This is a genomic window from Thiocystis violacea (assembly GCF_016583575.1).
In the GTDB taxonomy this organism is placed as follows: domain Bacteria; phylum Pseudomonadota; class Gammaproteobacteria; order Chromatiales; family Chromatiaceae; genus Thiocystis; species Thiocystis violacea.
Genome location: NZ_NRRG01000002.1, coordinates 14075 through 37792, shown reverse-complemented (window position 1 = coordinate 37792; position 23718 = coordinate 14075). Strand labels below are relative to the sequence as shown.

The 23718-nt window shown below is 63.5% G+C and carries 32 protein-coding genes; 25 read left to right on the top strand and 7 right to left on the bottom strand.

All coding sequences use genetic code 11. The features are described from left to right. Positions 1–10: 10 nt before the first annotated feature. From rpsC to CKO27_RS01265, 23 genes are all read left to right on the top strand, one after another. Entirely contained in the window at positions 11–688 is a 678-nt protein-coding gene (rpsC, locus tag CKO27_RS01375) for a 30S ribosomal protein S3 (RefSeq protein WP_200373033.1), read from the top strand. Positions 689–691: 3 nt separating this feature from the next. Continuing rightward, entirely contained in the window at positions 692–1105 is a 414-nt protein-coding gene (gene rplP, locus CKO27_RS01370) for a 50S ribosomal protein L16 (RefSeq protein WP_200373031.1), read from the top strand. Continuing rightward, positions 1105–1305, top strand: a complete 201-nt coding sequence (gene rpmC / locus CKO27_RS01365; protein WP_200373029.1) for a 50S ribosomal protein L29 — start codon at positions 1105–1107, stop codon at positions 1303–1305. Before rplP ends, rpmC begins: the two co-directional genes overlap by 1 nt. Then, positions 1302–1562, top strand: coding sequence for a 30S ribosomal protein S17 (rpsQ, locus tag CKO27_RS01360; RefSeq protein WP_200373027.1), 261 nt, complete (start codon positions 1302–1304; stop codon positions 1560–1562). Before rpmC ends, rpsQ begins: the two co-directional genes overlap by 4 nt. Before the next feature lie 113 nt (positions 1563–1675). After that, complete coding sequence (gene rplN, locus CKO27_RS01355; RefSeq protein ID WP_200373025.1) at positions 1676–2044, top strand: 50S ribosomal protein L14; 369 nt, start codon at positions 1676–1678, stop codon at positions 2042–2044. Between the two features lie 12 nt (positions 2045–2056). Further along, positions 2057–2374, top strand: a complete 318-nt coding sequence (gene rplX, locus CKO27_RS01350) for a 50S ribosomal protein L24 (RefSeq protein WP_200373023.1) — start codon at positions 2057–2059, stop codon at positions 2372–2374. A 14-nt stretch (positions 2375–2388) separates the two neighbouring features. Further along, on the top strand, positions 2389–2928 hold the full coding sequence (gene rplE, locus CKO27_RS01345; protein WP_200373021.1) for a 50S ribosomal protein L5: 540 nt from the start codon (positions 2389–2391) through the stop codon (positions 2926–2928). A 23-nt stretch (positions 2929–2951) separates the two neighbouring features. Next, on the top strand, positions 2952–3257 hold the full coding sequence (gene rpsN / locus CKO27_RS01340) for a 30S ribosomal protein S14 (RefSeq protein WP_200373019.1): 306 nt from the start codon (positions 2952–2954) through the stop codon (positions 3255–3257). A gap of 255 nt (positions 3258–3512) precedes the next feature. Further along, positions 3513–3908 carry a 30S ribosomal protein S8 gene (gene rpsH, locus CKO27_RS01335; protein WP_200373017.1) on the top strand — a complete coding sequence of 132 codons (396 nt, stop codon included), beginning with the start codon at positions 3513–3515 and terminating at the stop codon, positions 3906–3908. A gap of 13 nt (positions 3909–3921) precedes the next feature. After that, positions 3922–4455 (top strand): 50S ribosomal protein L6, encoded by a 534-nt coding sequence (gene rplF / locus CKO27_RS01330; protein ID WP_200373015.1) that lies wholly within the window; start codon positions 3922–3924, stop codon positions 4453–4455. Positions 4456–4467: 12 nt separating this feature from the next. Next, a complete protein-coding gene (gene rplR, locus CKO27_RS01325; RefSeq protein ID WP_200373013.1) occupies positions 4468–4824 on the top strand; it encodes a 50S ribosomal protein L18 in 357 nt (118 codons plus the stop codon). A gap of 10 nt (positions 4825–4834) precedes the next feature. Next, a complete protein-coding gene (rpsE, locus tag CKO27_RS01320; protein WP_200373011.1) occupies positions 4835–5341 on the top strand; it encodes a 30S ribosomal protein S5 in 507 nt (168 codons plus the stop codon). A gap of 3 nt (positions 5342–5344) precedes the next feature. Further along, the gene (gene rpmD, locus CKO27_RS01315; protein ID WP_200373009.1) at positions 5345–5536 is read left to right on the top strand and encodes a 50S ribosomal protein L30; all 192 of its coding nucleotides are present in this window, start codon (positions 5345–5347) and stop codon (positions 5534–5536) included. A gap of 1 nt (position 5537) precedes the next feature. Beyond that, the gene (gene rplO / locus CKO27_RS01310) at positions 5538–5972 is read left to right on the top strand and encodes a 50S ribosomal protein L15 (RefSeq protein ID WP_200373007.1); all 435 of its coding nucleotides are present in this window, start codon (positions 5538–5540) and stop codon (positions 5970–5972) included. Positions 5973–5990: 18 nt separating this feature from the next. Next, positions 5991–7343 (top strand): preprotein translocase subunit SecY, encoded by a 1353-nt coding sequence (secY, locus tag CKO27_RS01305; RefSeq protein WP_200373005.1) that lies wholly within the window; start codon positions 5991–5993, stop codon positions 7341–7343. Between the two features lie 30 nt (positions 7344–7373). After that, positions 7374–7487 (top strand): 50S ribosomal protein L36, encoded by a 114-nt coding sequence (gene rpmJ / locus CKO27_RS01300; protein ID WP_200329247.1) that lies wholly within the window; start codon positions 7374–7376, stop codon positions 7485–7487. A gap of 85 nt (positions 7488–7572) precedes the next feature. Then, on the top strand, positions 7573–7929 hold the full coding sequence (gene rpsM / locus CKO27_RS01295; protein ID WP_200373003.1) for a 30S ribosomal protein S13: 357 nt from the start codon (positions 7573–7575) through the stop codon (positions 7927–7929). Positions 7930–7968: 39 nt separating this feature from the next. Further along, complete coding sequence (gene rpsK, locus CKO27_RS01290; protein WP_012971529.1) at positions 7969–8358, top strand: 30S ribosomal protein S11; 390 nt, start codon at positions 7969–7971, stop codon at positions 8356–8358. Positions 8359–8384: 26 nt separating this feature from the next. Next, a complete protein-coding gene (rpsD, locus tag CKO27_RS01285) occupies positions 8385–9005 on the top strand; it encodes a 30S ribosomal protein S4 (RefSeq protein WP_200373001.1) in 621 nt (206 codons plus the stop codon). A 22-nt stretch (positions 9006–9027) separates the two neighbouring features. Then, positions 9028–10038 (top strand): DNA-directed RNA polymerase subunit alpha, encoded by a 1011-nt coding sequence (locus CKO27_RS01280; protein WP_200372999.1) that lies wholly within the window; start codon positions 9028–9030, stop codon positions 10036–10038. Between the two features lie 77 nt (positions 10039–10115). Beyond that, positions 10116–10505, top strand: coding sequence for a 50S ribosomal protein L17 (gene rplQ / locus CKO27_RS01275; RefSeq protein WP_200372997.1), 390 nt, complete (start codon positions 10116–10118; stop codon positions 10503–10505). A gap of 80 nt (positions 10506–10585) precedes the next feature. Continuing rightward, entirely contained in the window at positions 10586–11344 is a 759-nt protein-coding gene (locus tag CKO27_RS01270; protein WP_200372995.1) for an SAM hydrolase/SAM-dependent halogenase family protein, read from the top strand. 154 nt (positions 11345–11498) lie between these two features. Continuing rightward, positions 11499–12284: a tellurite resistance TerB family protein gene (locus CKO27_RS01265; RefSeq protein WP_200372993.1), complete on the top strand. Its 786-nt coding sequence runs from the start codon at positions 11499–11501 to the stop codon at positions 12282–12284. Positions 12285–12367: 83 nt separating this feature from the next. On the opposite strand, the gene CKO27_RS01260 is transcribed toward CKO27_RS01265, so the two are convergent. Next, positions 12368–13726, bottom strand: a complete 1359-nt coding sequence (locus CKO27_RS01260) for a DEAD/DEAH box helicase (protein WP_200372991.1) — start codon at positions 13724–13726, stop codon at positions 12368–12370. A 384-nt stretch (positions 13727–14110) separates the two neighbouring features. On the opposite strand from CKO27_RS01260, the gene CKO27_RS01255 reads away from it, so the two are divergent. Beyond that, complete coding sequence (locus tag CKO27_RS01255) at positions 14111–14599, top strand: hypothetical protein (RefSeq protein WP_242470672.1); 489 nt, start codon at positions 14111–14113, stop codon at positions 14597–14599. A gap of 239 nt (positions 14600–14838) precedes the next feature. Here the strand turns inward: CKO27_RS01255 and CKO27_RS24225 are convergent, their stop codons facing one another. After that, entirely contained in the window at positions 14839–15492 is a 654-nt protein-coding gene (locus tag CKO27_RS24225; protein ID WP_242470671.1) for a hypothetical protein, read from the bottom strand. Between the two features lie 477 nt (positions 15493–15969). Here CKO27_RS24225 and CKO27_RS01245 point away from each other — a divergent pair, with 477 nt between their 5' ends. Further along, entirely contained in the window at positions 15970–17283 is a 1314-nt protein-coding gene (locus tag CKO27_RS01245; RefSeq protein ID WP_200372986.1) for an ABC1 kinase family protein, read from the top strand. 210 nt (positions 17284–17493) lie between these two features. Here the strand turns inward: CKO27_RS01245 and CKO27_RS01240 are convergent, their stop codons facing one another. From CKO27_RS01240 to menB, 5 genes are all read right to left on the bottom strand, one after another. Next, complete coding sequence (locus tag CKO27_RS01240) at positions 17494–18906, bottom strand: FtsW/RodA/SpoVE family cell cycle protein (RefSeq protein WP_200372984.1); 1413 nt, start codon at positions 18904–18906, stop codon at positions 17494–17496. Positions 18907–19112: 206 nt separating this feature from the next. Then, positions 19113–20717: a peptidoglycan D,D-transpeptidase FtsI family protein gene (locus CKO27_RS01235; protein WP_338115821.1), complete on the bottom strand. Its 1605-nt coding sequence runs from the start codon at positions 20715–20717 to the stop codon at positions 19113–19115. A gap of 67 nt (positions 20718–20784) precedes the next feature. Further along, complete coding sequence (gene menC / locus CKO27_RS01230) at positions 20785–21831, bottom strand: o-succinylbenzoate synthase (protein WP_200372983.1); 1047 nt, start codon at positions 21829–21831, stop codon at positions 20785–20787. Continuing rightward, on the bottom strand, positions 21828–22757 hold the full coding sequence (gene menA / locus CKO27_RS01225) for a 1,4-dihydroxy-2-naphthoate octaprenyltransferase (RefSeq protein ID WP_200372982.1): 930 nt from the start codon (positions 22755–22757) through the stop codon (positions 21828–21830). Before menA ends, menC begins: the two co-directional genes overlap by 4 nt. An 18-nt stretch (positions 22758–22775) precedes the next feature. Further along, the gene (gene menB / locus CKO27_RS01220) at positions 22776–23651 is read right to left on the bottom strand and encodes a 1,4-dihydroxy-2-naphthoyl-CoA synthase (RefSeq protein ID WP_200372981.1); all 876 of its coding nucleotides are present in this window, start codon (positions 23649–23651) and stop codon (positions 22776–22778) included. Positions 23652–23718: the final 67 nt, after the last annotated feature.

Sequence of the window (23718 nt, the reverse complement as noted above, 5' to 3'; positions counted from 1 at the left end):
GGGGACCAGCATGGGACAAAAAGTTCATCCGAATGGTATCCGGCTTGGCATCGTCAAGGACTGGACATCCAAGTGGTACGCGAGTTCGAAGGATTACGCGGATCTGCTCAACACCGACCTCCAGGTCCGCGACTTCCTCCGCAAGGAACTCGCGAAGGCCTCCGTCAGTCGGATTCAGATCAATCGCCCGGCCAAGAACGCCCACATCACCATTCACACCGCCCGTCCAGGCGTGGTGATCGGCAAGAAGGGCGAGGATATCGACAAGCTGCGCGCCAAGGTGTCCGCGATGATGGGCATTCCGGTGCACATCAGCATCGAGGAAATCCGCAAGCCCGAGTTGGACGCCCAACTGGTGGCGGAAGGCATCGCGCAGCAGCTTGAGCGTCGCATCATGTTTCGTCGCGCCATGAAGCGTTCCATCCAGAACACCATGCGTCTCGGGGCGGAAGGCATCAAGGTGAGTGTCGCGGGTCGCCTGAACGGCGCCGAGATCGCTCGCAGCGAGTGGGCCCGCGAGGGTCGCGTGCCGCTGCACACCCTGCGCGCGGACATCGACTATGGTTTCGCCGAGGCGCGCACGACCTATGGCGTCCTGGGCGTCAAGGTTTGGATCTTCAAGGGCGAGGTTTTTGGCGACCAGCAGCCCGAGGAACCGGCGCCCAAGGCCGCCGGAAAGAAGGGTTAAGTCATGCTGCAACCGAAACGCACCAAATTCAGAAAGCAACATAAGGGGCGAAACCGCGGCCTTGCTCAAAGCGGTAACCGTGTCGACTTCGGCGAATTCGGCCTCAAGGCGACCGAGCGTGGACGTCTGACGGCGCGTCAGATCGAAGCGGCGCGCCGCGCGATCACCCGCAGCGTCAAGCGTGGCGGAAAGCTCTGGATTCGCGTCTTCCCGGACAAGCCGGTTTCCAAGAAGCCGCTTGAAGTTCGCATGGGTAAGGGCAAGGGCAATGTCGAGTATTGGGTCGCCCTGATTCAGCCCGGCCGCGTGCTCTACGAGATCGAAGGTGTCAGCGAGGAACTGGCCCGCGAGGCGTTCAAGCTGGCCGCGGCGAAGCTGCCTGTGCAGACCACCTTTGAAAAGCGGACGATTCTCTGATGAAGGCGAACGAACTCAGAAAGAACACGAACGAAGAGCTTCAGAAGCAATTGATGGATCTCTTTCGTGAGCAGTTCAACTTGCGCATGCAGCGGGGCACCGGTCAGTTGTCCAAGCCCTCGCGGATGAAGGCCGTGCGCCGGGAAATCGCCCGGATCAAGACGGTCATGGCGGAAATGACGGCGAGCGGGCAATCATGAGCGACGACAACACTACCAACCGGACACTGGAAGGGCGCGTCGTCAGCAGCGCCATGGACAAGACCGTCACCGTGCTCATCGAGCGTCGGGTGAAACATCCGCTGTACGGGAAATTCATGCGTCGTTCGACCAAGATCCACGCGCATGATGAAGACAATAGCTGCGCCCAGGGTGACCTGGTGCGTGTCGAGCAGTGCCGCCCGATCTCGAAGAGCAAGTCCTGGCGACTGCTCGCGATCCTCGAGAAGGCGCGCTGAGGCGAATCTCCGTCTCGCCTGTCCAGCCTTCGCCTGCGGGCGTAAGGAGTCTGGTCATTCGCGCGGCACTTGGATTCATTCCCGGATCAGCAACGAGCTTTAGGTAAACGACAATGATTCAGATGCAGACCAATCTCAGCGTCGCCGACAATAGCGGCGCCAAGAGTGTGCAATGCATCAAAGTGCTTGGCGGGTCGCATCGGCGCTACGCGGGCATCGGCGATGTCATTAAGGTCACCGTCAAGGATGCCATTCCGCGCGGCAAGGTCAAGAAAGGCGACGTGTTCAATGCGGTCGTGGTGCGGACCCGTAAGGGTGTGCGCCGTCCGGATGGCTCGCTGATTCGCTTCGATGGTAACGCGGCCGTGCTGCTGAACAACCAGCTTCAACCCATCGGCACCCGTATCTTCGGCCCCGTGACGCGCGAGCTTCGCGGCGAGCGTTTCATGAAGATCATCTCGCTGGCGCCGGAAGTGCTCTAAGGAGACGATCCCATGAAAAAAATCAAGAAAGGTGATGATGTCATGGTCATCACCGGTAAGGACAAGGGCAAGCGCGGCACCGTGCTGCGGGTGGTCGACGACGAGCATGTCGTCGTCGAGAACATCAACATCGCCCGCAAGCATCAGAAGGCGAATCCCCAGGCCGGCGAGCCGGGTGGAATCGTCGATAAATCGATGCCCATCCATGTGTCCAACGTGGCCCTCTACAATCCTCTGAAGGGTTCGGCCGATCGCGTCGGCTTCAAGACCCTCGACGACGGTCGCAAGGTTCGCGTGTTCAAATCGAACGGCGAAGTCGTCGACGTCTGACCGAAGGAAGCGAAATGTCCAGATTACAGACAGAATATAAAGAGCGCATCGTCGGTCAGCTCAAGGAACGCTTCGGCTTCAAGAGCGTGATGCAGGTGCCGCGGATCGAGAAGATCACCCTGAACATGGGTGTGGGCGAGGCCGTCGCGGACAAGAAGGTGATGGACAACGCCGTGGCCGATCTGCGCGCGATCGCCGGTCAGCAGCCGATCGTGACCTTCGCCCGTAAGTCGGTCGCGGGATTCAAGATCCGCGAAGGCTGGCCGATCGGCTGCAAGGTGACCCTGCGTCGCGAGCGCATGTACGAGTTCCTGGATCGCCTGATCAGTGTCTCGATTCCGCGCATCCGGGATTTCCGCGGTCTGAGCCCGAAGGCATTCGATGGACGCGGCAACTACTCGATGGGCGTGCGCGAGCAGATCATGTTCCCCGAGATCGATTACGACAAGATTGATGCCTTGCGTGGCTTGGATATCACGATCACGACCTCGGCGCGGACGGACGAGGAAGGTCGCGCGCTGCTTGAGGCGTTCAATTTCCCATTCCGTACCTGATAGAGCGGACCCGAGACAGCACTATGGCGAAGAAGAGCATGATTGCGCGCGACGTTAAGCGCACCCAGACGGCGGCCCGGTTCGGCGTGAAGCGTGCGGCCCTAAAGGCTGTGATCAACGATCGCAACGCCAGCTCGGAGCAGATCGACGAGGCGATGGTGAAGCTGCAGAAGCTTCCGCGCGATGCGAGTCCCTCCCGGCAGCAGCGTCGTTGCCGCGTCAGTGGCCGGCCGCACGCGGTCTATCGCAAGTTTGGTCTCTCGCGCATCAAGCTGCGCGAGGCCGTGATGCGCGGGGATGTCCCCGGTGTCGTCAAGGCGAGTTGGTAAGTCGAGCGAGCCGTCACCAGTAGCCTGCCTGATCTGGCGGGCTGGCTGACCTTGAAACGATCTTCCCCGCGCCCGGTGATGTGGTTCAGGCACGGCTGGCTGGCTGGCCGTCTGACCCCAATCACCGGAGTCTGGCTATATCGTTATTCCGTGTGAAAGTGCATTATGCGGCTCGCTCGGCGATTGTTGACCGGGCCGCGATCAAAACCTATCGGGTATCGCGCCGCAAGGGCGGTCTGACCCAGGAGAAAGCCAATGAGTATGTCGGATCCGATTGCGGATATGCTGACGCGCATCCGCAACGGCCAGCAGCGCGGTAAGATCACCATCGTGATGCCGTCCTCCAAGCAGAAGGTCGCGATCGCGAACCTGCTCAAGGAAGAAGGCTATATTACCGACGCGACGGTCGAGCCCAAGGGCGTCAAGCCCGAGTTGGTCATCAAGCTCAAGTACTATCGCGGCAAGCCCGTGATCGAGTTCCTGAAGCGCGTCTCGCGCCCAGGTCTGCGCATCTATCGCAACAAGAACGAGCTGCCCAAGGTTTGGGCCGGGCTCGGAATCGCGATCGTTTCCACCTCGAAAGGTCTGATGTCCGACCGCGCGGCCCGTCAAGCGGGACACGGCGGCGAAATCATCGCCTACGTCGCCTAAGGGGGAAGCGAACATGTCACGAGTTGCAAAGTCGCCGATCCAGTTGCCTAAGGGCATCAGCGTCGAAATCGCCGGTCAGGACGTCAAGGTCAAGGGATCCAAGGGCACTCTGGAATGGACCGTCCACCCCGACGTGGTCGTCCATGAGGAGAACGGCGAGATCAAGGTCGCGCCGGCCGAGGGTCGTAAGGACGCCTGGGCCATGGCGGGAACCACTCGCGCTCTGCTCAACAACATGGTGGTGGGCTGCGGCCAGGGCTTTACCCGCAAGCTGACGCTGGTTGGCGTCGGCTACCGCGCGCAGGCCAAGGGCGATGTGCTGAACCTCACGCTGGGTTTCTCGCACCCGATCGACTATCCAGTTCCGGCGGGTATCACGATCGAGACCCCGAGTCAGACCGAGGTCGTGGTATCGGGCGCCGACAAACAAAGGGTCGGCCAGGTTGCCTCCGAGATCCGGGGGTTCCGCCCGCCGGAGCCCTACAAGGGTAAAGGCGTTCGTTACGCGGACGAGAACGTCCTGCGTAAGGAAGCGAAGAAGAAATAAGGGGTCTCAGCAATGGATAAGAAACAGGCTCGTCTGCGCCGCGCGGCGCGGACTCGTGCCAAGATTCGCGAGCTTGGCGTGTATCGGCTGTGCGTGCATCGCACCCCGCGCCACACCTATGCCCAAATTATCGCGCCAACCGGAGACAAGGTCGTGGCCTGCGCCTCGACGGTCGAGAAAACCCTCTCCGAGTCGATCGAGGGTAACAAGGCCAACGTGGCGGCCGCGGCCGCCATCGGCAAGGCGATCGCTGAGCGCGCCCTTGCCGCTGGTGTCGACTCGGTCGCGTTCGACCGTTCCGGCTTCCGTTATCACGGCCGTCTCAAGGCGCTCGCGGATGCGGCGCGTGAGCACGGACTGAAATTCTAGGGGCGCGATCATGGCGAATTTCAATCAAAAGACGGAAGGCGACGACCTTCTGGAAAAACTGGTGGCGGTCAATCGCGTCGCCAAGGTGGTCAAGGGCGGACGTCAGTTCGGCTTCGCGGCTCTCACGGTGGTGGGCGATGGCAAGGGCCGCGTCGGTTTCGGGCGCGGCAAGGCACGCGAGGTGCCGGTCGCGATCCAGAAGGCGATGGAAAGCGCCCGCCGGAATATGATCGAGGTCAAGCTCAACGGCACCACCCTGCAGTACCCACTGCAAGGCAAGCATGGAGCGGCCAACGTCTTCATGCAGCCGGCCTCGGACGGCACGGGCATCATCGCGGGTGGCGCCATGCGCGCCGTGTTCGAGGTGCTCGGGGTGCAGAACGTTCTGGCCAAGTGCATCGGGACCAATAACCCCATCAACGTGGTGCGAGCCACGGTGAACGGGCTGCGCGCCATGAACGACCCCGCGACCATCGCCGCCAAGCGCGGTAAAACCGTTGAAGAGATTCTGGGGTAGGCGATGTCCGACAAAAAGATGATGAAGGTGAAGCTGGTGCGCAGCTTCAATGGTCGCCTGGAGAAACATAAGGCTTGCGTGCGCGGCCTCGGCCTGCGACGCATGCACCAGGTCGTGGAAGTCGAGGACACGCCCTGTACGCGCGGCATGGTCAATGCCGTGTACTACATGGTGAAGGTCGTGGAGGAATCCTGAGATGCGTCTCAATGATCTAACGCCCGCCGTGGGCAGTCGCACCGCGCCCAAGCGGGTCGGGCGCGGTATCGGAAGCGGACTTGGCAAGACCTGTGGCCGCGGCCACAAGGGTCAGAAGGCCCGTGCCGGAGGGTTCCACAAGGTCGGCTTCGAGGGCGGTCAGATGCCGCTTCAGCGTCGCCTGCCGAAGGTTGGATTCCGCTCCCGCAAGGCCGGGGACAAGTCCGAGGTGCGCCTGAGCGAACTGCGTCTGGTCGAGGGCGACATCGTCGATCTGGAAACCCTCAAGGCGGCCGGTGTCCTCAATCGCGGCGTCAAGGTGGCCAAGGTCATCGCCTCGGGTAAGGTGACCCAGGCCGTGACGATTCGCGGACTGGGCGTCACCAAGGGCGCTCGCGCCGCGATCGAGGCCGCTGGCGGCACCGTCGAAGACTAATCGAAAGGCGCGAAACGGATGGCTAGAAACGTCGGATCCATGGGTAAGTCGCTCGGCGGGATGGGGCAGTTGACGGAGCTGCGTCGGCGACTCTTCTTCCTGGTAGGCGCCTTGCTCGTCTACCGCATTGGCACCTTCATACCGGTTCCGGGGGTGAATCCGGAGGCGCTGGCCATCCTGTTCGATCAGAATCAGGGCTCGATCCTGGACATGTTCAACATGTTCTCGGGTGGGGCGCTGGAGCGGGCGAGTCTGTTCGCGCTCGGTGTCATGCCCTACATCTCGGCTTCCATCATCGTGCAGCTGATGACCTCGGTGGTTCCGAAGCTGGAACAACTGAAGAAGGAAGGGGAGTCCGGCCGGCGCAAGATCACTCAGTACACGCGATACGGCACACTGGTGCTGGCGACCTTCCAGGCCATCGGTATTTCGATGGCGCTGCAGGGGCAGACGGCGGGCGGCTCCGCCCTGGTCGCTTATTCGGGATTGGGCTTCGTGTTCACGGCCACCGTGTCGCTGGTCACGGGAACCATGTTCCTCATGTGGCTGGGCGAACAGATCACCGAGCGGGGCATCGGCAACGGTATCTCCATGATCATCTTCGGGGGCATCGTGGCGGGTTTGCCATCCGCCCTGGGCGGAACCCTGGAGTTGGCGAGGACCGGCGAGATGAATTCGCTCGCCGTTCTGGTGCTCTTGGCGATGGCGGTCGCGGTGACCGCCTTCGTGGTCTTCGTCGAGCGTGGGCAGCGGCGAATCACCGTCAACTACGCGCGGCGTCAGCAGGGTCGCAAGATGATGCAGGCGCAGAGTACGCACCTGCCGTTAAAGCTCAACATGGCGGGCGTGATTCCGCCGATCTTCGCCTCAAGCATCATTTTGTTCCCGGGAACGCTCGGTCAGTGGTTTGGTAACAGCGAGAATTTTCGCTGGATCGCCGATATCACCTCGAAGCTGTCGCCGGGCGAACCGGTCTATGTGCTGTTGTACGCGACGGCCATCGTCTTTTTCTGTTTCTTTTATACCGCGCTGGTGTTCAACGCGAAGGAGACGGCGGACAACCTCAAGCGGTCCGGCGCCTTCATTCCAGGTATCCGGCCTGGCGAGCAGACGGCTCGCTACATCGACGGCGTCATGACTCGTTTGACGGGCGCGGGCGCCATCTACATCACCGCCGTCTGTCTGCTGCCGGAATTCTTGATCGTTGGTTATAACGTGCCTTTCTATTTCGGGGGCACCTCGCTGTTGATCGTGGTCGTCGTGGTCATGGACTTCATGGCGCAAGTACAGGCCCACTTGATGTCGCATCAATACGAAGGCCTGATGAAGAAGGCCAACCTGAAGTCGCCGGGCGCCGGCATGTTGCGCTGAGAGAGGCGCTCGAGTCCTTAGGAGATATCTATGAAAGTTCGTGCATCCGTCAAAAAATTGTGTAGAAACTGCCGAATCATCCGGCGCAATGGGGCGGTGCGGGTGATTTGCTCCGATCCTCGCCACAAGCAGCGCCAGGGCTGATTCAGTCGCTGGTTGACCTGCACAAACCGTTTGATATACTGCGCGGTTTACCCGCTGAGCATTTAGGACAAAGGGGTTCGTAAACATGGCCCGTATCGCCGGCGTCAACATCCCAGATAAGAAACACACCGTCATCGCGTTGACGGCGATTTATGGCATCGGTCGTACTCGCGCGGGTCAGATCTGTGACGCGGCGGGAATTCCGCGCGACATCAAGGTCCAAACCCTGACCGAGGAAGAAGTCGACAAACTGCGCAACGAAGTCGCGAAGTTCTCGGTGGAAGGCGATCTGCGCCGTGAAGTGTCGATGAATATCAAGCGGCTGATGGATCTTGGCTGCTACCGAGGTATCCGTCATCGTCGCGGCCTGCCGCTGCGCGGCCAGCGGACCAGAACCAATGCACGGACCCGCAAGGGACCGCGTCGCCCGATCAAACGCTGAGAGCGCTCGCGCTCGGCCAGATGAGCTGGATAACGTCGAATGGCTAAACCGATTCGCAACACGAAGAAAAAGATCAAGAAGCAGGTCGCGGACGGGGTTGCCCACGTCCACGCCTCCTTCAACAACACCATCATCACGATTACCGACCGTCAGGGCAATGCCCTAGCTTGGGCTACGTCCGGTGGCTCGGGTTTTCGGGGCTCGCGCAAGAGCACGCCGTTCGCCGCGCAGGTCGCGGCCGATAAGGCTGGTCAGGCCGCCAAGGAATACGGTCTGCGTAACCTGGATGTCAATGTCAAGGGGCCTGGGCCTGGACGCGAGTCCGCCGTGCGCGCGCTGAACAATGCCGGATTCAAGATCACCAGCATCACCGACGTGACGCCCATCCCTCACAACGGCTGCCGTCCGCCCAAGAAGCGGCGCGTCTGACGTCTGACAGTTCAACAGGAAGAGACATGGCACGTTATATAGGCCCGACCTGCAAGCTGGCGCGGCGCGAAGGTACCGATCTTTCGCTCAAGAGCCGCGCCCGCTCACTCGATACCAAGTGCAATCTGGAGAAGCAACCCGGTCAGACGACCGACCGCCGTCGCCGCCTCTCCGACTATGGCGTTCAGTTGCGCGAAAAACAGAAGGTTCGCCGTATTTACGGCGTGCTCGAAAAGCAGTTCCGCAACTATTACAAGAAGGCCGCTCAATCGAAGGGCGCGACCGGCGAGAACCTGCTCCAACTCCTGGAGCGCCGGCTGGACAACGTGGTCTACCGGATGGGCTTCGGCTCCACCCGTGCCGAGGCCCGGCAGTTGGTCAGTCACAAGGGCATCCTGGTCAATGGTCGCATCGTGAATATCGCCTCCTATCAGGTGGGTGCCGACGATCAGGTCGAGGTTCGCGAGCCGGCCAAGCAGCAGGTGCGGGTTCAAAACGCGCTGGCGCTGGCCGAGCAGTATGGCTTTCCGGACTGGGTAGAGGTCGACACCAAGGGACTGAAGGGCGTGTTCAAGCGCGTTCCCGACCGTTCGGATTTGCCAGCCGACATCAACGAGTCCTTGATCGTCGAGCTGTACTCCAAGTAAGGAGCACCCTGAGAGGCACTGAATGACTGACGCTATTGGCGAATTTCTCAAACCGCGCATCGTGAAGGTCGAGCTGGTCGATGGCAGCTCGTGCCATGCCAGGGTCTCGCTGGAGCCACTCGAGCGCGGTTTCGGACACACGCTTGGAAACGCGCTCCGGCGGGTCTTGCTGTCTTCGATGGACGGTTGCGCCGTAACGGAAGTCGAGATCCAAGGTGTGCTCCACGAGTACACCACGCTCGAAGGCGTGCAGGAAGACGTGCTCGAGATCTTGCTGAACCTCAAGCTGCTCGCGATCTCGCTGAAAGGCAAGGATGAAGCGACCTTCACCCTAAGCAAGAGCGGGCCTGGTCCCGTGAGGGCGGCGGATATCGCGATCGATCACTCGGCCGAGATCGCCAACCCCGAGTTGGTCATCGCGAACCTCACCGAGGGCGAGTTGAGCATGGCCCTGACCGTGCGCCGGGGCCGAGGCTACGAGCCGGCGACCCAGCGCGAGCTCGACAACTCCGAGGACCGGCCGATCGGCAAGCTGCCGATCGACGCCTCTTATAGCCCGGTTCGGCGTGTGTCGATCGAGGTCCAGTCGGCCCGTGTCGAACAGCGCACGGACCTGGATCGGCTGGTGATCGACCTGGAGACCAACGGGACCATCGATCCCAAGGAGGCCATCCAGCGTTCGGCCACCATCCTGCGCGAGCAATTGTCGAGCTTCGTCGCACTGGAAGGTACCGGCCCGACCGAGAGCCAGATCCCGGATGCGCACACGGAGTCGCCCTACGACCCGATTCTGCTGCGTCCGGTCGATGACCTGGAGCTGACGGTTCGCTCGGCGAACTGCCTGAAGGCTGAGAATATCTACTTGATCGGCGACCTGATCCAGCGAACCGAGGTGGAGCTGCTGAAGACCCCGAACCTGGGCAAGAAGTCGCTCACCGAGATCAAGGACGTGTTGGCCACGCGCGGTTTGTCCTTGGGGATGCGCCTCGAGAACTGGCCGCCCGAGAACATCGCCGAGCTCAGCATTCGCTAACGGTGGTCGCGGATCGGGATCCGCGATGACCGACCCACGCATTCTAACGACTTAACGATTATTTCGGGATCAGGACCATGCGTCACCGCAAAGCCGGAAGGCAACTGAATCGTACCAGCTCGCACCGCGAGGCCATGTTCCGCAACATGGCGTCCTCGCTGTTCCGTCATGAGCTGATCAAGACCACGCTGCCGAAGGCCAAGGAACTGCGTCGCGTCGCCGAGCCCTTGATCACGCTCGCCAAGAGCGACTCGGTCCACAAGCGCCGTCTGGCGTTCGCGCGTCTGCGTGACAAGGAGGTTGTCGGCAAGTTGTTCGTCGAGCTGGGTCCGCGTTATCAGGACCGTCCGGGCGGTTATCTGCGAATCCTCAAATGCGGATTCCGGTACAGCGACGCCGCCCCCATGGCCTATGTCGAGCTGGTCGGTCGTCCGGCTTCCGCCGTCGCGGTGGAAGACGAGGATTGAGCCATCGCTTCGGCGTGGTTCAAGACAAACCGGGCTTAGGCCCGGTTTTTTGTGTCTGATCGCGCCGGGATTTTGCGGCGATGAAGAGACCGGGTATCGAGCGCATTCTGCTTGCCACCGACTTCGGCGAAGGCCCCTACATGGGCCAGATGCGCGCGCGGCTGGGGGCCTTGCGGCCCGAGACGCCGACGCTTGACCTGATCCAGGATCTTCCGCCCTTTCGCCCCGATCTGGCTGCCTATCTGCTTCCGGCGCTGGCGCGCGACATGCCCCGGCGCTCGCTCTATCTCTGTGTCGTGGATCCGGGGGTCGGAGGCGAGCGGGCGGGGCTCCTCGTTCAGGCGGATGGCGACTGGTTCATGGGGCCGGATAACGGGCTGTTCGCCCTGGCCGTGCGTCGCGCGCTCGAGCCGATTCCATGGCGGATCGGTTGGCGACCACCCCGAATGTCGGCAAGCTTTCACGGACGGGATTGGTTCGCGCCAGCCGCCGCGCGACTCTGTCGCGGCGAGGATCTCGAATTGTCAGCGCTGAATCCGGGCGACATCCTCGGGTCGGATTGGCCGGACGAGCTTCCAGCGATTCTCTATGTCGACTGCTTTGGAAATCTGATCACCGGACTGACCGTGCCCGCCGCAGATCATCAAGGCTCCCTTTGCGTCGGCACTCAGCGTCTACCACGCGCGCGGACCTTCTGCGAGGTCGCGCCAGGTCAAGCCTTCTGGTACGAGAATGCCTTCGGGTTGATCGAAATCGCGGTCAATCAGGGGCGCGCCGATCGAGCCCTGGGACTGAGTGTTGGTGACTCAATCGGTCCTCTTTCTCCGGATCGCGGATAAATTTGCCCCTTCGTAATGTCCCGCCGTGCTCCCACATAGGCTGGGCGATTACGAGAAACTCCTTGCACGCCGATTGTTCGTTCGATTGGGGTGGGTTTCTTGGACATCGCTTGGGATTACACTCGAACATCGACAACACGAGGAGCGCAGGTTCATGGCGAATTTCGGCGATTTGCTTGGTGCCTTCATGCAAGGCAATCTCGGCCAGACTGGTCAGCATCGCATGGGCAACGCATTAGAGGATCTGGGTGCGAGTCGGGGTCAAATGACTGGAGGGCAAGGGGGAGCCGGTGGAATGCTCGGGAGTATCCTCGACATGGCGAAAGGGAGTCTTGGAAGCGCGGCGCGTAATCCCTTGCAGGCGGGCGGGCTGGGGGCCGTGCTTGGCTCGGTGCTCGGCGGCGGCGGTGATTCCATCAAGGGCGCCATGACGGGAGGTGCCTTGGCCATGCTGGCGGGTGTCGCTTTCAAGGCGTTGGCGAACGCGGGTCAGGGCTCGGGCGGAGCCGGCCAGTCGGCGTCCTTCGGCCATGACGAGCCGCCCTTGGGGCTGAAGCCAGCGGAGACTCCCGTCGAGCGGGAGATATTGGAGAACAAGGCCCGATTGATTCTCAAGGGCATGATCAATATCGCCAAGTCGGATGGGCAGGTCACGCTGGACGAGATCCAGCGGATCGCCGGTCGGTCCGAGGCCGCCGGTCTCGGGGCCGAGGAGCAAGCCTGGCTGATGGCCGAACTGCGGGGGTCTCTCGATCTGAATGCCTTCATCGCCGAGATCCCCAATCAGGAGATCGCCGCCGAGGTTTACGCGGCCTCGTTGCTGGCCGTGGAGGTCGACACACAGGAGGAGCGCGACTATCTGCGTCGGTTCGCCGAGGGGACGGGCCTGCACCCCATGGTCGTCCAGCATATCCACCAATCGCTCGGGGTCGCGATTTGACCTGATTGGCGGCCAGGGCAAGGCGACCGGCCTGGCCTGTCTCCCAGGCTCCGCTCGGTCGCCTTGCCCTGATCCGAATCGGTTCAGCCCCCCACCTTGGATGGACCCTTGTTCCGTTTCACGAGCGGCGCGTGCCCGGCTTCCATTCCCGGCGCGCTCGACGGCTCGCGGCGCTTGCCGATGTTCTTGCGGTCGCGCAGGCGCTCCTTCTTCTTCGGTGTCTCGGTCTTCGATCCGGCCGCCTTGGCCTTGCCGGCGGCCGTCGACTTGGCGGCACCCTTGCGTTTCGTCGGGCCCTTGAACTTGGCCTTGAGACCCTCGATGGCGCGCGTCTCGAAGCTCAGGTTGAGATAGCGGGTGATGCTTTCCATCCGATTCCATTCGGTGGAGGCGACCAACGAGAGCGCCATTCCGGCCTCGCCCGCGCGTCCGGTGCGCCCCGTGCGATGAAGATAATCATCGCCACTGCGCGGCAGATCGAAATTGAACACCCGCTCCACGCCCGGCACGTCCAGCCCGCGCGCCGCCAGATCGGTGGCGATGAGGATATTGACGCGGCCGCTGTGCAGCAGCCCCATGACGCGATTGCGCTCGCGCTGCTCAAGCTCGCCGTGCAGTACCGCCACCCGTTGCTGCTCGCCTTGCAGAAAGCGGCCGAGCGCGTCCGCGCCCTGGCGCGTGTTGGTGAAGATCAGCGCCTTCTCGAAGGTTTCGTGTTGCAGCAGCCAGAGCAACTGCCGTTGCTTGTGCTCCAGCCCATCGCTCAGCAGGAACTGATGACCGATGTCCGGATGCTGTTCGCGCACCGGATTGATCACCAGCACCCGAGGCTCGCGCAATAAAGGTTCGGTGATGCGACTCAGGCCCCGATGATGCAGCGTCGCCGAGAACAGCATGGACTGACGTTCCGGACGGCTGTGACGGATGATCGTCAGCACATCGTCGGCGAAGCCCATGTCGAGCATCCGGTCCGCCTCGTCGAGCACCAGGATTTCCAGATCGTTCAGATCCGTCCGGCCGCCCTCCAGGAACTCGAGTAACCGGCCCGGCGTGGCCACCAGGATGTCGGGGTTGCGTCGCAGCGTCGCGACCTGATGGGCCTTGGATTCGCCACCCGTGAGGATCCCGGCGGTGAGGCGCGTGAAGCTTCCCAGGCGCATGAAATGATGATGGATCTGGCGCGCCAGTTCGCGTGTCGGCACCAGGATCAGGGCGCGTGTCCCGCCATCGTGAGCCCGGACATCCAGGAAGCGTTGCATGATGGGGAGTAGAAAGGCCGCCGTCTTGCCGGAGCCGGTGGCCGCCGAGACCAGCAGATCGACCCCATCCATCGCCAGCGGAATCACCTGCTCCTGAACCGGGGTTGGCGTCTCGTAGCCTTCGCTCGCCAACCCGCGCATGAGCAGGTCTGGAAGTAGAAATTCAGAAAAATGTGCGTTCATGTCGCGCAACATACACCAAAGCGCTCCCCGAGGTGGAACCCGGAACGAGACGGCGGGATTTCCGCGACGTCCGTCGCGCTTTGGGCGTGTCGGATGGGTTCAAACCCGCCGACCATGAGTGGTTTCCGAGTTCCCCAGGGCCAGGGTCGGCGGCGTCGCTCGCCGGGACGCCCGTCCCAGATTCGACAAGCAAACCGCTAATCATATTGCGATCACAGGCGTCAATGCGTAGCATCACGGCTTGTAACGCCGTTCTTTATGAGGTTCAAGGTGGCCGTCCAAGCAGTACGAGAGTCCATTCAGGGGCAACCCTTCAACGATGTCCTTAACGAGCTACACGCTCACACGTTTTCAGGATCACCAGGGGAGTCCGACCCCTTTACCTTGAGCGAGCTCGAACGCGAATACATTGCCTACGCGCTCGCGCTCTACTATCAATGTGATCATTGCCTGGTTTATCACGGGCGAGTGGTCGAGCGGATCCGTACGCAGTCGGGCGCCAGGAATTGGGCCTGGCAAGCGGAGTTCGTGAAGGTCATCCTCTTCCTTCGTACCAGCCGAAGCAGCGTCTCCACCCTGGAGTGGGAGGGTTGGATCGAAGCCTGGCGGCGCTTCGCGAACCGACTGCACCATCGTCACCCGGGGCTGGCCTGCAATCTCGCCTACGCGATCGGTATCGCCCGCGCCGACGAGACCCTGATGGACATCGCGTTCGAATCCCTGAGAACCCTGTATCGCGACGACGACACCCTGCTCGGCGTGATCCGTGATATCGACCGCGTGGTCGTCTTCATGAAGGCCGCGACCTCGAAAAACCGCACCGATCCGATCGTCAGGCGCCAACTCAAGACGCGCGGCATCATCGGAATTTGATAGGCTCCAGGCCGCCCGCGACGAATCCTGGGCGGCCATCCCCGGCATCTGGCGCGGCTTCGCGCCGGCCGGACTGGAGACCACCGAATTTTCCAAGCTTCGAATCAGGTGACTTCCGGGAAACCTTGAGTCCGTGACCCGCGCGCGAATGGGCAGGATTAACGGGATGTTCGCGGATATCAAGGGATGAACGTACCGAGTCCGTTCTCCGACGATCAAGATACAAGGACGGGCCGAGCTCAGGCCCGAATGACCTGAATGCGCCGTCCGGCGGGGCTCGGCATGACGTCGCTGGCGGTGCGCGCCTCGATCGGCGGCTGTCCGGCGCGGCGGTCGAAGATCACCAGCCAGCCCTGGTCGAGGCCCAGTCCGGCCAGATAGCCATCCAGTTGGTCGAGCCCCTCGGCGAGCGGATCGGGGCGCCCGTCGCGCCACACCTTCAGCTCCATTCCCAGCGTGACACCGCCATGGCGCAGACAGAGATCCATGCGTCCGCGCCCGATGGCGTACTCGCGCTCCAGCGTCCCGCCGCCGTTGACCACCCGATGCAGAAAGGCCATGAGCACCAGATGCGGGGCGATCTCGTGATAGGGAGCGCTTTTGAGCAGCGGCTCGCCATGCTGGCACCAGAAGGCGAGAAAGGCGTCGAGGAGTCGCTCGGGGTCGAGACGGCCGTCGGGGTCGAGCCAGGTCGGGGCGATCCGGGGGAGCGAGTCCTGCGGGCCGCTGGCCAGGGCGCGTGGCAAGACCTCGCGATAGATGGGATTGGCGATCACGAGTCCGCCCGCGCCGTCGCGACGCAGCAGACCCAGATCGACCAGATACCCCCGATCTTCCTCGAACGCCTCGCCCAGGGCGGTCCCGCCCAGCATCGGCTCGATGATCCGACGCACCCGTGGCTCGCGCAGCTTGTGGGCGAGCTGATCGAGATGGGTGACACGGTCGAGGATCAGGGTCTCCTTGGCCCGATCGATCAGGTCCAGGCCGATGGGCCGGGCGCGGTCACGGCCCTCGGGCTGTTCGAAACAGGTTTCGTAGGCTAGGGCATTGACCAGCCACGGCTGGCCCTGGGTCAGTTCCCAGACCCGCGCCAGCGCCTCGGGGGTGAACGCCTGTCCGGCGGGTTCAGGTATTCCATCAGCGCCAGTAGACAGGTGGTCTTGCCGGTCTGTCTCGCCGCACGACGGCCAATGCCGGAGTTTTCTAATGGGGTTTTGTCATTGCCCAGGATCAGAAGGCGTCGTTAGGCTTGCACTCAATCACCGGCGCTTCAATCGCTCCGCTCAAGCCCCAAGCCTTTGCCTCCGGGTTCTAGCCGGGCGATGGGAGCGACACTGACCGGCCTTTTCAACCTCCGCGCAGGATGCGTCATGACACAAGCTTCTCTCACCGGCGGTCGCGCCGTCCCCAGCTCGCGCCTCAACCGCCTCTGGCATCTCGGGCGCGCGACCACCGACCTCGCGGCCGGCATCGGTGTGCGAGGCCTGATCGATCTCGCGCGCGGGGGCGAGGGCGCGTCGAACTCCACGCAACTGAATCCGGCGGCCCTTCAGCGCGTCACGAATCGGCTCTCGCACATGCGCGGCGCGGTGATGAAGATGGGGCAACTCATGTCCATGGACGGATCGGACGTCCTCACGCCCGAGGCCGCCGCCATTTTGGGCACGCTCTGCAATAATGCCGAGTCCATGCCGCTGAGCCAGCTCGCGCCACTGCTGGAGACCGAGTACGGCAAGGACTGGAACCGACGCTTCCGGCGCTTCGGCTTCACCCCGGTCGCGGCCGCCTCCATTGGCCAGGTGCATCGCGCGGAGACCGCGGATGGCCGTCATCTGGCGCTGAAGATTCAGTTCCCCGGCGTGCGCGAGAGCATCGATAGCGACATGGATAATCTCGTCTTCATCAGCCGCGCCATCAAGGGGATGGACCTGCAACCGATGTTCGCGGAGGCCCGCCGCCAGTTGCACCAGGAAGCCGACTACGAGGCCGAGGCCAACGCGCTGGAGACCTATCGCGGCCTGGTCGGCGAGGGCGCCGATTTCTTCGTCCCCGATGTGCATCGCGACTTCAGTACCGGGCGCATTCTGGCGATGGATTTCGCCGAGGGCCTCGCGATCGATCGACTGGCCGAGCCGGAATTCACCCGGCGCGACCGCGATCGCGCCGCCAACCTCGTCATGGAGATCGTCCTGCTTGAGCTGTTCGAGTTCAGCCTCGTGCAGACCGATCCTAACTTCGGCAATTTTCTCTATCAGATCGACACCGGCCGCGTCGTGTTGCTGGATTTCGGCTCCACCCACCCGGTTCCGCCCGCCATCGTCTCCGGTTATCGCGATCTGATCCGGGCCGCGATGGCGGAAGATCGCGCGGCCATGTACCAGAGCGCCATCGCGCTGGGCTTCGCCCGCGAGGACACGCCGCCCGCGCAGACCGAGGCCATGCTCGATCTCATGCGCCTGTCGAGCGAAATGATGCGCCACCAGGGGCCTTATGATTTCGGCGCCTCCGACCTGTTCAAGCGCATCTACGAGCGCGGTCGGCAACTGCACGACGAGGGCGCTTTCAGCCAACTGCCCGATCCGTCCAGCATGTTTCTGTATCGCAAGTTCCTGGGCGCCTTCATGCTCTGCCGCCGACTGCGCGCGCGCGTGGATCTACCGCGTCTGCTCGAACCCTATCTGTAAAACAATCGACCGGGCCGCTGTTCCGTTGTGTTCTTTGTCTTTTTAGGCTCAAGCGGTGGGGGTTTTACCCCTCCCCAGTGGAGACAATAAATAGGCCGCGGCTGTTCAGCATCGGAAGCTCACGGATCCTGGTCCGGGAAATGTGGCGAGGTATCCGATCGAGCCTGGACGAAGTTCCTGTTTTGTCATCACAGTGAAGACTCTCGGCGTCTAAAGCTCTCCGCTTGTCCCGCGCGTGACTCGTCTGGGTGTTTGTCGTGGGCGCGGTTCGGCGCGTGTTTGGGATGGGGCGGCCTTGGCCTTGTCCTTGCGGGCGCCCGCCGGGGTGCCCTCGGAGATCGCCAGGATCAGACCCAGGCTGACGAGGCCGGTGATCAGACTGCTGCCGCCATGGCTGATGAAGGGTAGGGTGATGCCGGTGAGCGGGATGAATTTGGTCACGCCGCCCAGGTTCAGGAAGGTCTGGGTGGCGAGTACGCTGATCAGTCCGACGGAGACCAGTTTGCCGAAACCGGAGCGTGTCTGGTCCGCGATCCCCAGTCCCCGGCTGAAGAAGACCAGGAAGAAGAGCACCAGCAGCACGCAGCCGATGAAGCCCAATTCCTCCCCGATCACGGAATAGATGAAATCGGATTGGGCGATCGGGGTGTATTCCGGGTGGCCTTCGCCGAATCCCTCGCCCCAGAGTCCGCCGGAGTACAGTCCAGACAGACCTTGCAGGATCTGCCAACTGTTGCCGGTCGGATCCTGGAAGGGATGCAGCCAGGCCTCGATGCGTCGCTGTCCATGCGAGAAGAATTCCAGGATCAGGTATCCGCCGCCGGTGGCGAGCAGTCCGCCAAGCACCGGATAGGCGGCGCGGCCGGTGCCGACATGGAGCATGACCAGCAGCGTCACGTTGAGGATGACGAACATGCCCAGGTCGCGCTGCGCCAGCAACAGTCCCGCCAGGGCCAGCCAGAATCCAGCCAGCGGCAGCAGGTCGCGGACCGGCGGTCGCGGAAAGCCCTTGCCCCAGTTGCCGAGCCGCTTGGCGTGCCGGTCGATGAAACTCGCCAGGAAGAGCACCACGGTCACCTTGAGGAGTTCGGTCGGGGTGATGAGTCCGGCGCCATAGACGGCGCCGCGATAGCGCTGGCCCAGGAGCAGGATGGCCGCGACCAGCGTCAGCGAGAGTCCAGCCCAGAGCCACTGTCCGGCGGCGAGGCGTTCGTAGCGGCCCCGCATCAGGGCGAGGCAGACCGTCAGCATCAGGACAATCCCCGCCGGAAAGAGATAGAGCCCCGGATTCGCGGGATCGGACGGGTCGAGTGTGCCCATGCGCGATTGGGCGAGCAGTCCGAAGCCGGCCAGAAAGGCCAGGGTGCCCAGAAGAATCTGATCGCCCTGGAAGCGCGCCGCGACCAGTGTCAGATGCATGGCGAGGAGACTGCCGACATAGAGCAGCAGGGGCAGCAGGTCCAGGGTCTGGAAGGATCGTCCCTCGGCGTATCCCGAGCCCAGGACCATCGCGAAGCCGAGTCCGATGGCGAGCGCGCAGAGCAGCAGCAGGCGTCGCTCCGGCCAGCGTAGCGCCCAGGCGTGCGCGAGGGTCATGGGTGTTGGTTGGGTGCGTTGTTTCATTCTTCGGTTGCTGGTTGTCAGACCCTTTCCTGAGAAACCCGTACTCGAACCGAATAGACAGGATTAACAGGATTTTTCAAGATTTACAGGATTAAAAACAGTGGCTTATAAAATCCTGTTCATCCTGCGAAATCCTGTTAATCCTGTCCATTGACGACCGTGCATCGGGTATGGGGTCTTCAGGAAATCACCTCGGTTGTCGGTGGCTATGGATCTCGGTGGATCAGCCCCGTTTCCTGGGCGCGCAGCAGCAGGTCGCGGGCGATGGGCGCGGCGACCAGCGAGCCGTAACCTCCATGCTCGACCAGCACGGCGACGGCGAGCGTCGGCCGGTCCGCCGGGGCGTAGCCGACGAACCAGCTATGCGCGTCGCCCTGGGCGTTTTCCGCCGTTCCGGTCTTGCCCGCGATCCTCAGCCGTGGTGTGTCGATGCCGCGCGCGGTCCCTTCCGTCACGACCAGACGCAGCATGGGCGCGAGCTGGCTCGCGGTGCTCGCGCTCATGAAGCGGGCGAATGGCTCGGCCGGCTCGCGCGCGATCAGACGCGGTCGCATCGCCACGCCTTGGTTGCCGACCGCCGCTACCAGCATGGCCATGTAGGCGGGGGTGACCAGGACGCGCCCCTGGCCGATCGAGATCTGCGCCAGACCATGGCGGTCCGTCTTGGCGAGACTCGGTAATTCCCCGGTGATCAGGCCGAAGCGGCCATAAGGGCTCTCGTGCAGACTGATCCGGCGATTCAGATGGATCTGGTCCGCCAGGGTTTGGAAGGCGTCGCGGCCCTGCTGGACACCGAGTTGGGCGAAGAAGACGTTCGATGAGCGCGCCATCGCCTGGGCCAGGCCGATCCGCCCGTGACCCCGCCAGGAGGTTCCGCTCCGGCGGGCCTCGTAGTATTCGTGGTCGCGAATCTTGCGGTAGCGCTCGGAGGTTGTGAAGCCGTCCGCCGGACAGTCCAGCGTCCCCGAGAACCCCCGCTCCAGCGCCAGGGCGGCGACGGCGATCTTGAAGACGGATCCGGGCGGATAGAGCCCCTGGGTCGCCCGGTTGAGCAGGGACGTGCCGGCTTCCGCGTCGAGGAAGAGCTCGGCGCCGATCCGGTTCGGGTCATAGGAGGGAACGCTCGCCAGGACCCGCACGGCACCATCGGTCGGGCTCAGGATCACCACCGCGCCGCGTTGGCCGGCGAGCCGTTCGACCGCCAGGCGTTGCAGGTCGGCGTCCAGCGTCAGGACCAGATCCTTGCCGCGCGGGCGTTTGTCGCGCGTCACGAGCTGGCGTCCCAACTCGCCCCAATCGTTCAGGCTGGCCGGCTCTCCCCCGTTGAGATGGGCGGTCGCCACCGCCTCCATCCCGGTCGCGCCGAATCTGGGCTGGGTATAGCCCACCACGGGCGCGAACACGGGGCCGTCCGGGTAGCGGCGATAGACCCGGCCCTGGCTTTCCTCGCTATAGGCCAGCACCTCGCCGCGATGATCGAGGAGACGTCCGCGTTGAATCCAGTGCGCGGGATTGAATTCGCGCCGATCATGCAACTGCATGAATCCGATGAACTGGGGTCGATAGATCCCGGCGAGCTGCCAGGTCGCCTGATGGATGAGCAGGGCGCCGAACAATAGGGTCAAGAGGATCATCGGGATCCGGTACGACCCCTTGGGTCGTGCCAGATGCTTGAGTCGCGCCAGATCAAGCAGATCGAAAAGCTGTTTCAGCAGGAAGAACACGGCGAGGAAAAAGGCGACATGGAGCACCAGCCGCGTGCTGGGCCAGAGGCGGGGATCAAGCAAGGCGTTGATGTCGAGAGTGGCCACTAGGGATTGTCCGTCGAGCCGTTGGGAACCGGCCGCGCTCTCGGGGTTTCGGTGGCCGAATCAGGCTTCATGAAGAGGGCTCGAATCCGGAGCCTGGCCGGTTTGGCAGAGACATCCGGCCGTGTCGCGGTCGCGGCGCCGACCCCAGATCCTGGGCGAGCCAATCCGCCGTGGCGAGACCTTGAGGGACGGAGCTTCCGATCGCTGCCGCCAGTTGCGCCGTCGGCCAGAGTCCGGCGGCGCTCTCCACCAGACTGGTGATGACGACCTCGATCCCCACCGCCATGGCGCGTCGCGCGAGCCCCTGGGTCCGGCGCAGACCGCCGAGCGCGGCCGGCTTGAGCACGAGGCGCCGGACGCCCAGACCGCCTGGATCGATCTGGTCGCCGAGCCGGGGCAGGGACTCGTCCAGGGCGAGCGGAAAGGACGCCAGCGACTGAAGCTCGGTCAGGCGTTCGGCGGTCGGGTCGCGCAGCGGCTCCTCGATCGACTCGATCGGCAACCGGGCGAGTCCCGCGATCATCCGTCGCGCCTCGTCGAATCCCCAGGCGCCATTGGCGTCGAGCCGCAGGCTGACCCCCTGCGCCAGATCGGAAACCAGCGCCATCAAGCCTTCCAGCTCTTGCCCCGGTGCCGCCAGTCCAATCTTGAGCTTCAGCACCCGGAAGCCCTGATCGGCCTTCTCCTGAAGATCGCGCGCGGTCAGGGAGCCGAGCGCGCCCAGCATGGCGTTGACCGGCACCGTATCGGAGGCGTCGGGCGACAGCCAATGGCGCAGTGTCCGCTCCTGGCGGCGGCAGAGCAGATCGGCCAGCGCGCATTCGAGCGCATAAGCGGTCGCTGGCGCGGACCAGTGCTCCGATTCGATCTCCCCGAGCAGGGCGTCGGGATCGCGGCCGAGCAGGCGTGGCTGGAGTCGGGCCAGTGTCTCCTGGGCGATCTCCCGCGTCTCGGTTCCAGCGGCCGGGAGTGGGGCGCAATCCCCGTGGCCCCTCAGCCCCCCGGCACCGATCCGGATCAGCCAGCCGTGTCGCCGGTCGAACCCGCCACGGGCGCTGCCCCAAGCGCGATGCAGCGGCAGATCATAGGGCTGGATCTCGAATCGATCGATCACCCGAGGTCTGGAATCAGGATCCCGAGGACCATCAGACCGGCGAGCAGGGCCTGATACTGGGCCGTTCGGGCGAGTTGGGCGTTGAGCGCCAGGCCGTGCGCGCCGCGAAAGAGCCGGACGGAGAGCGCGATGGCCGCGGGCAGGGCGGCGAGCAGCGGCCAGGCCGGACCGGGCAGGTCGAGCGTCATCAGAATCGGGATCGGGGTCAACAGCAGCAGGGCATAGAAGATCCTGGCCCGCGCGCGGCCCAGATAGTGACAGAGCGTGCGTCGCCCGGCCGCCACGTCCGTTTCGAGATCGCGATAATTGTTCACCAGCAGCACGGCCGCCGCCGGCAGTCCGAGCGCGAATCCGGCCAGCAGGGGCGTCCAGCCGAATGTCAGCGCCTGGAGGTAATAGCTCCCGCCCACCGCCGCCATCCCGAAGAACAGCAGCACATGGACTTCACCGAAGGGGCCATAGGCGATGGGGCGTGGGCCACTGGTGTAGGCGTATCCGGCCGCCAGCGAGGCCAGTCCGATCGCCAGGATGGGCAGCCCGCCACGCAGCAGCAGCAGCATCCCGAGCGCGAAGGCCAGGGCGAACATCAGATGCGCGCCGGTCTTGACCTGGCGCGCGCTGAGCCAGCCCTGAGCGGTCGCGCGCGGCGGGCCGAGGCGATCGGGGGTGTCCGTGCCGCGCTCGAAATCCGCTGCGTCGTTGTGCAGGTTGGTCCCGATCTGGATCGCCATCGCCGCCAGCAGGGTGCCGAGCGCGATCAAGAGCGCCAGACTCCCCGTCTCCGCGACCGCCAGGGCGATACCCGCGATCACTGGGGTCAGGGTCAGCGGCAAGGTCTTGGGACGCGCCGCCGAGATCCAGCGCGCCGTCGAGGAAGGAATCGTCTGAACCGACTCGCCCATGGAGATCCGTCGTGTTTCGTTCATTAGGGAAAAAGCGGGCGATTATGGCCGTCGCGGGAATTTGTGGAAATCCGGCTCGCGTTTTTCGAGGAAGGCGTCGCGGCCTTCCTGTCCCTCGGCGGTGGTGTAGAAGAGCGCGGTGGCGTTGCCGGCCAGTTCCTGGATGCCGGCGAGTCCGTCGGTGTCGGCGTTAAAGGACGATTTGAGCACCCGCAGCGCGGTCGGCGAGAGTCGGTTCATCTGGCGGCACCAGTCGACCGTCACGCTTTCCAGCTCGCGCAGTGGGACGACGGTATTGACCAGGCCCATGTCGAGCGCCTCCTGGGCGTCGTATTGACGGCACAGGAACCAGATCTCCTTGGCCTTCTTGAGCCCGACGGTGCGGGCCATGAGTCCCGCACCGAAACCGCCATCGAAGCTGCCGACCTTGGGGCCGGTCTGACCGAAGCGGGCGTTGTCGGCGGCGATGGTCAGGTCGCAGATCAGATGCAGCACATGTCCGCCGCCGATCGCGTAGCCCGCGACCATGGCGACCACCGGCTTGGGCAGGGTGCGGATCTGGCGTTGCAGCTCCAGCACGTTCAGATGCTCGGTGCCGGCCTCGTCCTGGTAGCCCGCGTGTCCCCGGATGCGCTGATCGCCCCCGGAACAGAAGGCCAGATCACCCGCTCCGGTCAGGATGATGACGCCGATCTCGGGGTCCATGTGGGCGCGATGAAAGGCGTCGATCAGCTCGCGCACCGTCTGGGGGCGAAAGGCGTTGCGCACCTCCGGGCGGTTGATGGTGATCCTGGCGATCCGCTCGGCCTGCTGGTAGAGGATGTCCTGGTAGCCGGGATCGGAGGGTGTTTCCCAGTGGATGGGTCGGTCATCGGAGTCTGGCTGGAGCCCGAATTCTTGCGTCTGATCTGACTTCACCTGTGAGCCTCGTGTGTTGGTGCATGCGACATCCGAACGCCAACGGATTCCGCCATTTGAATTGATT

What these genes read in the sequence shown, in the direction of transcription:
- rpsC (WP_200373033.1), top strand. Translation starts at nt 11, where the DNA reads ATGGGACAAAAAGTTCATCCGAATGGTATCCGGCTTGGCATCGTCAAG.
- rplP (WP_200373031.1), top strand. Translation starts at nt 692, where the DNA reads ATGCTGCAACCGAAACGCACCAAATTCAGAAAGCAACATAAGGGGCGA.
- rpmC (WP_200373029.1), top strand. Translation starts at nt 1,105, where the DNA reads ATGAAGGCGAACGAACTCAGAAAGAACACGAACGAAGAGCTTCAGAAG.
- rpsQ (WP_200373027.1), top strand. Translation starts at nt 1,302, where the DNA reads ATGAGCGACGACAACACTACCAACCGGACACTGGAAGGGCGCGTCGTC.
- rplN (WP_200373025.1), top strand. Translation starts at nt 1,676, where the DNA reads ATGATTCAGATGCAGACCAATCTCAGCGTCGCCGACAATAGCGGCGCC.
- rplX (WP_200373023.1), top strand. Translation starts at nt 2,057, where the DNA reads ATGAAAAAAATCAAGAAAGGTGATGATGTCATGGTCATCACCGGTAAG.
- rplE (WP_200373021.1), top strand. Translation starts at nt 2,389, where the DNA reads ATGTCCAGATTACAGACAGAATATAAAGAGCGCATCGTCGGTCAGCTC.
- rpsN (WP_200373019.1), top strand. Translation starts at nt 2,952, where the DNA reads ATGGCGAAGAAGAGCATGATTGCGCGCGACGTTAAGCGCACCCAGACG.
- rpsH (WP_200373017.1), top strand. Translation starts at nt 3,513, where the DNA reads ATGAGTATGTCGGATCCGATTGCGGATATGCTGACGCGCATCCGCAAC.
- rplF (WP_200373015.1), top strand. Translation starts at nt 3,922, where the DNA reads ATGTCACGAGTTGCAAAGTCGCCGATCCAGTTGCCTAAGGGCATCAGC.
- rplR (WP_200373013.1), top strand. Translation starts at nt 4,468, where the DNA reads ATGGATAAGAAACAGGCTCGTCTGCGCCGCGCGGCGCGGACTCGTGCC.
- rpsE (WP_200373011.1), top strand. Translation starts at nt 4,835, where the DNA reads ATGGCGAATTTCAATCAAAAGACGGAAGGCGACGACCTTCTGGAAAAA.
- rpmD (WP_200373009.1), top strand. Translation starts at nt 5,345, where the DNA reads ATGTCCGACAAAAAGATGATGAAGGTGAAGCTGGTGCGCAGCTTCAAT.
- rplO (WP_200373007.1), top strand. Translation starts at nt 5,538, where the DNA reads ATGCGTCTCAATGATCTAACGCCCGCCGTGGGCAGTCGCACCGCGCCC.
- secY (WP_200373005.1), top strand. Translation starts at nt 5,991, where the DNA reads ATGGCTAGAAACGTCGGATCCATGGGTAAGTCGCTCGGCGGGATGGGG.
- rpmJ (WP_200329247.1), top strand. Translation starts at nt 7,374, where the DNA reads ATGAAAGTTCGTGCATCCGTCAAAAAATTGTGTAGAAACTGCCGAATC.
- rpsM (WP_200373003.1), top strand. Translation starts at nt 7,573, where the DNA reads ATGGCCCGTATCGCCGGCGTCAACATCCCAGATAAGAAACACACCGTC.
- rpsK (WP_012971529.1), top strand. Translation starts at nt 7,969, where the DNA reads ATGGCTAAACCGATTCGCAACACGAAGAAAAAGATCAAGAAGCAGGTC.
- rpsD (WP_200373001.1), top strand. Translation starts at nt 8,385, where the DNA reads ATGGCACGTTATATAGGCCCGACCTGCAAGCTGGCGCGGCGCGAAGGT.
- CKO27_RS01280 (WP_200372999.1), top strand. Translation starts at nt 9,028, where the DNA reads ATGACTGACGCTATTGGCGAATTTCTCAAACCGCGCATCGTGAAGGTC.
- rplQ (WP_200372997.1), top strand. Translation starts at nt 10,116, where the DNA reads ATGCGTCACCGCAAAGCCGGAAGGCAACTGAATCGTACCAGCTCGCAC.
- CKO27_RS01270 (WP_200372995.1), top strand. Translation starts at nt 10,586, where the DNA reads ATGAAGAGACCGGGTATCGAGCGCATTCTGCTTGCCACCGACTTCGGC.
- CKO27_RS01265 (WP_200372993.1), top strand. Translation starts at nt 11,499, where the DNA reads ATGGCGAATTTCGGCGATTTGCTTGGTGCCTTCATGCAAGGCAATCTC.
- CKO27_RS01260 (WP_200372991.1), bottom strand. Translation starts at nt 13,726, where the DNA reads ATGAACGCACATTTTTCTGAATTTCTACTTCCAGACCTGCTCATGCGC.
- CKO27_RS01245 (WP_200372986.1), top strand. Translation starts at nt 15,970, where the DNA reads ATGACACAAGCTTCTCTCACCGGCGGTCGCGCCGTCCCCAGCTCGCGC.
- CKO27_RS01240 (WP_200372984.1), bottom strand. Translation starts at nt 18,906, where the DNA reads ATGAAACAACGCACCCAACCAACACCCATGACCCTCGCGCACGCCTGG.
- menA (WP_200372982.1), bottom strand. Translation starts at nt 22,757, where the DNA reads ATGAACGAAACACGACGGATCTCCATGGGCGAGTCGGTTCAGACGATT.